This window comes from Aerococcus sp. L_32 (genome assembly GCF_050689315.1).
On sequence record NZ_JBOEQF010000145.1, the window covers coordinates 1 to 5,336 of the forward strand.

Sequence of the window (5,336 nt, forward strand, 5' to 3'; positions counted from 1 at the left end):
TTGAACCGCGTTTCATTAGATTATCAATCACAAAACTTACAATTACCTGATGATGTTGATGGTGGTGTTTATGTTGCAGAAGTTGTAGTTGGTTCAGCTGCTGAAGCTGCAGGCTTGCAAGCGGATGATGTTGTAGTAGAATTTGCTGGTGAAGCAGTATCTGACTCAGCGTCATTGCGTCAAGTCTTGTACCAACAAGAATCTGATGCAAGTGTGGAAGTATCCTTCTACCGAAATGGTGAATTACAAACAACGACAGTTCAATTACAACCACAAGATTCAAGTACACAAAGCTAGAAAGTAAAAGCTTTAACTTTTTTAAAGGGACAAAAGATAAAGAGGTACTGTAAGCCTTCGGGCATATCTCGTTTTAACATTTCTACTTTCTAACAATGGTCGATATATATTCAACTAAGCTCAACCTATAATCGGGTTGGGCTTTTTCTTTGTCGGTGATTCTTGTTGATTCAGGCGCTGATTAAGACGTCCATAGCGAATAACTTGTTGATGGTTCTTGCTGTCTAATGGTAATAGTTAAATACATTCAACTCATTTAGCCATTTGATACAGATTGGAATTTCTAATGTCATTGAGACTTGTAAATCTAGCCAAAAGTTGGGGACAGTGTATTAAAGGTTCTATTAACTGAGGAAACGCTATTTTTCATAATGGAGACTGAGTGAACCTGGTTTGCTTTTTTCTTAATAAAGCAAGTTATATTGCGTGTTAAAGATGATACCGTTGCTAGATAAACCATTTATCCTATTTTGACGGGGACTTTTCCACTTATCCCCATATCTTATCCACACGAATGTGGATAAGGTGGGTGAAATGTGGACAATTTCATGATGCCGATTAAAACATTGTGGTATAAGCTTTGTGAATTGTGAATGCATCTGTGGATAATGGGGATAAATTGGGGGGGAGCTTGTCTTTTTTAGAAAAGGTTGATAAATCAAGTTTGTGTCTTGTGGAGACTGTGGATAGTTGTGCTGGATTTTTGGCAAAAAAATGGCTGAGACAGGAAGTCCCAACCTTATTTGTGATGAATTTCTGCGAGGCTTAGCGAATTTCGCGTAAGTGGTCGGCTTTTTCGAATTTGTCTGTGTTGGCAATAGCCACATAAATGTCATCTGCTTGGATGATATAGTCAGCCGGGAAGGTCGTGGTTAGTGCTTCACGGCGGCGTTTGCGGATACCAATGATATTGATGTCGTAACGCTGACGTGTATTCAATGAAGTGAGTGATTTGCCCACCCATTCTTCTGGTGGACGGAATTCTACTAAAGATGTTTCGTCATCTAGGTTAATAATTTCTTCAATGGTGTTGTGAATCATACGGCGAGCAATTTGAACGCCAGATTCTTTTTCTGGTTGCACAATGGTATTTACACCTAGCGCTTCTAAAACTTTACGATTTGTTTTATTTTTAACCTTACAGATGATATGGTTGATACCTAATTCTTTTGCATTAATAACACCTAATACAGAAGCTTCAAGATTGGTACCTGTAGAAATAACAATCGCATCACATTGGCCAAAACCAAGGTTGCGCATATATTCTATATCAGTAAAGTCTCCAACTGAACCAACTGTTAAGTAACCATCTAAACGGTTAACATTTTTTTCATCTAGATCACAGGCGATGATTTCAACGCCGTTTTCGGATAATTCTTTAGCGATTGTAGAACCAAAAATACCTAAACCTAAAATACCTACTAAATTCATTTTTCCCATTTTATATCACCTATCCTATTAAAATATTTGTATTTGTATATTTAATATCACGTTTCTTATCTTGTTTACTTGGTAATAAGGAAAGGAACATAGTCATTGGACCAATCCGTCCGATAAACATTAATGCCATTAAAATAATTTGACTAGCCATAGAAAGTGTTGGTGTTAAATTGGCTGTTACACCAACGGTTGCAAAAGCAGAAATGGCTTCAAATAGTATATATAAGAAATCCACTTGAGGATCAAAAGTTAAGATTAAACCAGAACCGATAATCAATAAAGTGGTATATAGTAAGAAAATAACGAATGCCTGACGTAATAATTTTGCTGGAATCGTATGTTTATCAAAGTTGATAAATTCTTTTTGTCTAATCTCTGCAATAGCTAGCATTAAGACTAAAGCAAATGTTGTTGTTTTTAAACCACCGGCAGTACCACCAGGACTACCACCGATAAACATGGTAACAATGAATATCAATATACTAACAGGGTGTGCTAAAGTATAATCGATAGAAGCAAATCCAGCGGTACGCATTGTAACCGTTTGGAAAACAGCAGTCATGAACTTGTTACCAATACTCATTTCTCCAATTGTGCCGTTATTGTTCCATTCGAAGACTAGAAAAAACAAAGTTCCTAGCGTAATGATTATGAGGGTCATTTTTAATGCCAATTTAGTATGAGGTCGTAAATGACGAATCGCATTTTTTAAGGCAAACTTAGGTCTAGACCGGTCAAACTTTTTGATTTGATTGGTTACATCAAACCATACTGAGAAACCAATACCACCTAAAATAATTAAAGAAATAATAGTCCAGTTAATTACGGGCAGTGTTTGTAGGGCGATCATAGATGAATTGCTAAGTGGGTCAAACCCAGCATTACAGAAAGCAGAAACAGCCATAAAGATACTTAGAAAAGTACCGCGACCTAAACCATATTCAGGAATAAAATAAGTAGCAAAGAGTAAAGCACCAACACCTTCAATAATAAAAGTGTATCGGAAAATTTTACCTAGCCAATTGGCAATATCATTTAATGAACTATTGTTTAAAGCGCCAGATACAGCAACTTGGTCTCGAATACGAACATTTTGGCCAATCCTAAAATAAATGAGGGAGATGAATGTCATCAAACCTAAACCACCGATCTGGATTAACAGCATCATAATAATTTGTCCAAAGGTACTATAGGTATCAAAAATGGATTCAACCCATAAACCTGTCACACAGACAGCAGAAACAGCAATAAATAGATGGTCAAAGTATGTTGCATCTGATGTGGCCACCTGGCTAATTTGTAGATTCAGTAACAGTGAACCTACAAAGATGACGACAGCAAACGACAAAGCAATTTTTTTTGCGCTAGATAATTGACTTACCGGTTTTAGAAAATAACGCAGTGCCCTATGTATTAAATTAATTGTGATAACCCCCCATAAAGCTTGATGACTTTAAGAAATTTTAAGATTCATTTTTCAAATACGACTAATTATAAACACTTTAGCAGAAAAATCTAGTAGAATAAAAAATAAAAAAGTTAATAACGAAATATTTGCATGATAGGAGTTATTTTTGCATGTTAATTAAAATTATCTCAGTTGGTAAATTGAAAGAAAAGTACCTAAAACAAGGGATTGAAGAGTATAGCAAACGCCTTTCGCGCTATACCAAGTTTGAAATTATTGAAGTGAAAGATGAACCAACAAAAGAAAATGCTAGTGAAACGGAAGATGAAATAGTGAAGGATGTGGAAGGTAGACGTATCTTGAATAAAATAAAACCGGATGATTATGTTTATCTGCTAGCGATAAACGGAAAGATGCTATCCTCACCAGAATTAGCTAAATCAATGCAAAGTCAGATGACACAAGGGAAATCAACTTTAGCTTTTGTGATTGGTGGATCCTTAGGTACGAGTGAAGAGGTCAATAAACGTGCAAATCAATCCATTTCTTTTGGCAAAATGACCTTGCCTCACCAATTGATGCGTTTAGTGTTAACAGAACAGATTTATCGCGCCTTTAGAATACAGAATAATGAACCTTATCATAAATAAAAGTTGTTTCAGTTTGATAAATGGCGATTCGTATGCATGATATGTTAAGATGCAAGAGAAAGATCATTTTTTATATGGATTACGTTAAGTATACAAGGAGTAGTGAGGAGTTTACGTATGAATATTTTCCCAATACATGCATTAGCAGATAATTATATTTGGATGATTGAAGATACAAATAGTGTTGTGATTGTTGACCCGGGTGAAGCAGCAGAAGTTTTATCTTATATCGAAGTAGAAAAACCTATCCAAATTGCTATTTTATTAACACATAAACATGACGACCATATTGGTGGTGTAGCGGAAATTATCCAGGCCTACCCAGAAACTAATATTTATGGTCCAAGTGAAGTGCCAGGTTTTGACGATATGACAATTTTAGAAGATGGTAGCCAGGTAGATATTTTAGGTCATACAGTAACCGCCTTACTTTCAGCGGGCCATACAGCAGGACATTTAGCCTATATTGTCGATAATCAGTTTCTATTTTCAGGGGACGCCATGTTTTCAGCCGGATGCGGCCGGGTTTTCACAGGCGACTACCAAGCAGCCTTTGATGCCTTAGAAACTTTTAGCCGTTTAGATGATGACATCGCTGTATTTGCAGGACACGAGTACACCTTAACCAATTTAAAATTTGCACATTCAGTATTTCCAGAAAATGAAGTAATTGCTGAAGCCTTAGGGCAAGCAGAAGTTTTAAATGCTGCAAACCATCCTACTTATCCTTCAACTATTGGTAGAGAAAAAATCATTAACATTTTTATGCAAGCAGAAGATGTCACAGCATTTAAAAATTTGAGAAATTTACGGGATAATTTTTAAAACATTCGATGTGGAAAAATATTATGGAGAGGTAGCGGATGGTAAGCTACCTCTCTTTTTTTATTTACCCTCAGCTACATAAGTATTTGGATTAGTGATGAGTACAAAATTGTACTGTATATTGCATTTTTTATATAAGAGAAGCATGAAGCTGACAAGGGGTAAAATGAAAATAAGGCATGAAAAGGTTTGTATCTCAATGTTTAAATTACTTTTTTTCTCATATTCATAAAAACAGCAATGTACAAATAAATATAGTGAAAATGAATTTCTTCAAGTAAAATTGACTTGTATGTCCGTATAGCGTGATAATATAAAGGTATAAACGCTTACATTGATAAAAAAGGGAGGAAATTTTTATGTGGACATTTATAATAGGTGTCACCGCTTTAGTTGTAGGATACTTCACCTATGGTCGCTATATCGAGAAAAACTTCGAGCCAAATCCAGAACGGACGACACCAGCGGAAGTTTTACAAGATGGTATGGACTTTGTGCCAATGCCTAGATGGAAGAATGGTATTATTGAATTATTAAATATCGCAGGGACAGGACCTGTATTCGGACCTATCATGGGTGCCTTATATGGACCAGTTGCCTACTTATGGATTATCTTTGGTTGTATTTTCGCCGGAGCAGTTCATGACTACATGTTGGGTATGGTGTCATTAAGAAATAATGGGGCCCAATTACCAGCCTTAGCCGGTAAATACATC

The 5,336-nt window shown here is 36.0% G+C and carries 6 protein-coding genes; 4 read left to right on the forward strand and 2 right to left on the reverse strand.

The genetic code is table 11. The features are described from left to right. Positions 1-297, forward strand: a 297-nt coding sequence (locus tag ACRCJ0_RS09075) for a PDZ domain-containing protein (protein WP_431390242.1), incomplete at its 5' end; no start/stop codon positions are given. Between the two features lie 765 nt (positions 298-1,062). Here the strand turns inward: ACRCJ0_RS09075 and ACRCJ0_RS09080 are convergent. Both ACRCJ0_RS09080 and ACRCJ0_RS09085 read right to left on the reverse strand, forming a co-directional pair. Continuing rightward, positions 1,063-1,737 carry a potassium channel family protein gene (locus tag ACRCJ0_RS09080; RefSeq protein ID WP_431390243.1) on the reverse strand — a complete coding sequence of 225 codons (675 nt, stop codon included), beginning with the start codon at positions 1,735-1,737 and terminating at the stop codon, positions 1,063-1,065. A gap of 10 nt (positions 1,738-1,747) precedes the next feature. Continuing rightward, on the reverse strand, positions 1,748-3,085 hold the full coding sequence (locus tag ACRCJ0_RS09085) for a TrkH family potassium uptake protein (RefSeq protein WP_431390244.1): 1,338 nt from the start codon (positions 3,083-3,085) through the stop codon (positions 1,748-1,750). Positions 3,086-3,315: 230 nt separating this feature from the next. Between ACRCJ0_RS09085 and rlmH the strand changes: the two genes are divergently transcribed. The 3 genes from rlmH to ACRCJ0_RS09100 form a co-directional block, all read left to right on the forward strand. Further along, entirely contained in the window at positions 3,316-3,795 is a 480-nt protein-coding gene (rlmH, locus tag ACRCJ0_RS09090; RefSeq protein WP_431390245.1) for a 23S rRNA (pseudouridine(1915)-N(3))-methyltransferase RlmH, read from the forward strand. Positions 3,796-3,912: 117 nt separating this feature from the next. Continuing rightward, a complete protein-coding gene (gene gloB / locus ACRCJ0_RS09095) occupies positions 3,913-4,620 on the forward strand; it encodes a hydroxyacylglutathione hydrolase (RefSeq protein WP_431390246.1) in 708 nt (235 codons plus the stop codon). 359 nt (positions 4,621-4,979) lie between these two features. Then, on the forward strand, positions 4,980-5,336 hold a 357-nt coding region (locus ACRCJ0_RS09100), incomplete at its 3' end, for a carbon starvation CstA family protein (protein WP_431390247.1).

Bases quoted from the DNA above. Each gene is read 5' to 3' on its own strand.
- ACRCJ0_RS09080 (WP_431390243.1), bottom strand. From the start codon at position 1,737: ATGGGAAAAATGAATTTAGTAGGTATTTTAGGTTTAGGTATTTTTGGT.
- rlmH (WP_431390245.1), top strand. From the start codon at position 3,316: ATGTTAATTAAAATTATCTCAGTTGGTAAATTGAAAGAAAAGTACCTA.
- gloB (WP_431390246.1), top strand. From the start codon at position 3,913: ATGAATATTTTCCCAATACATGCATTAGCAGATAATTATATTTGGATG.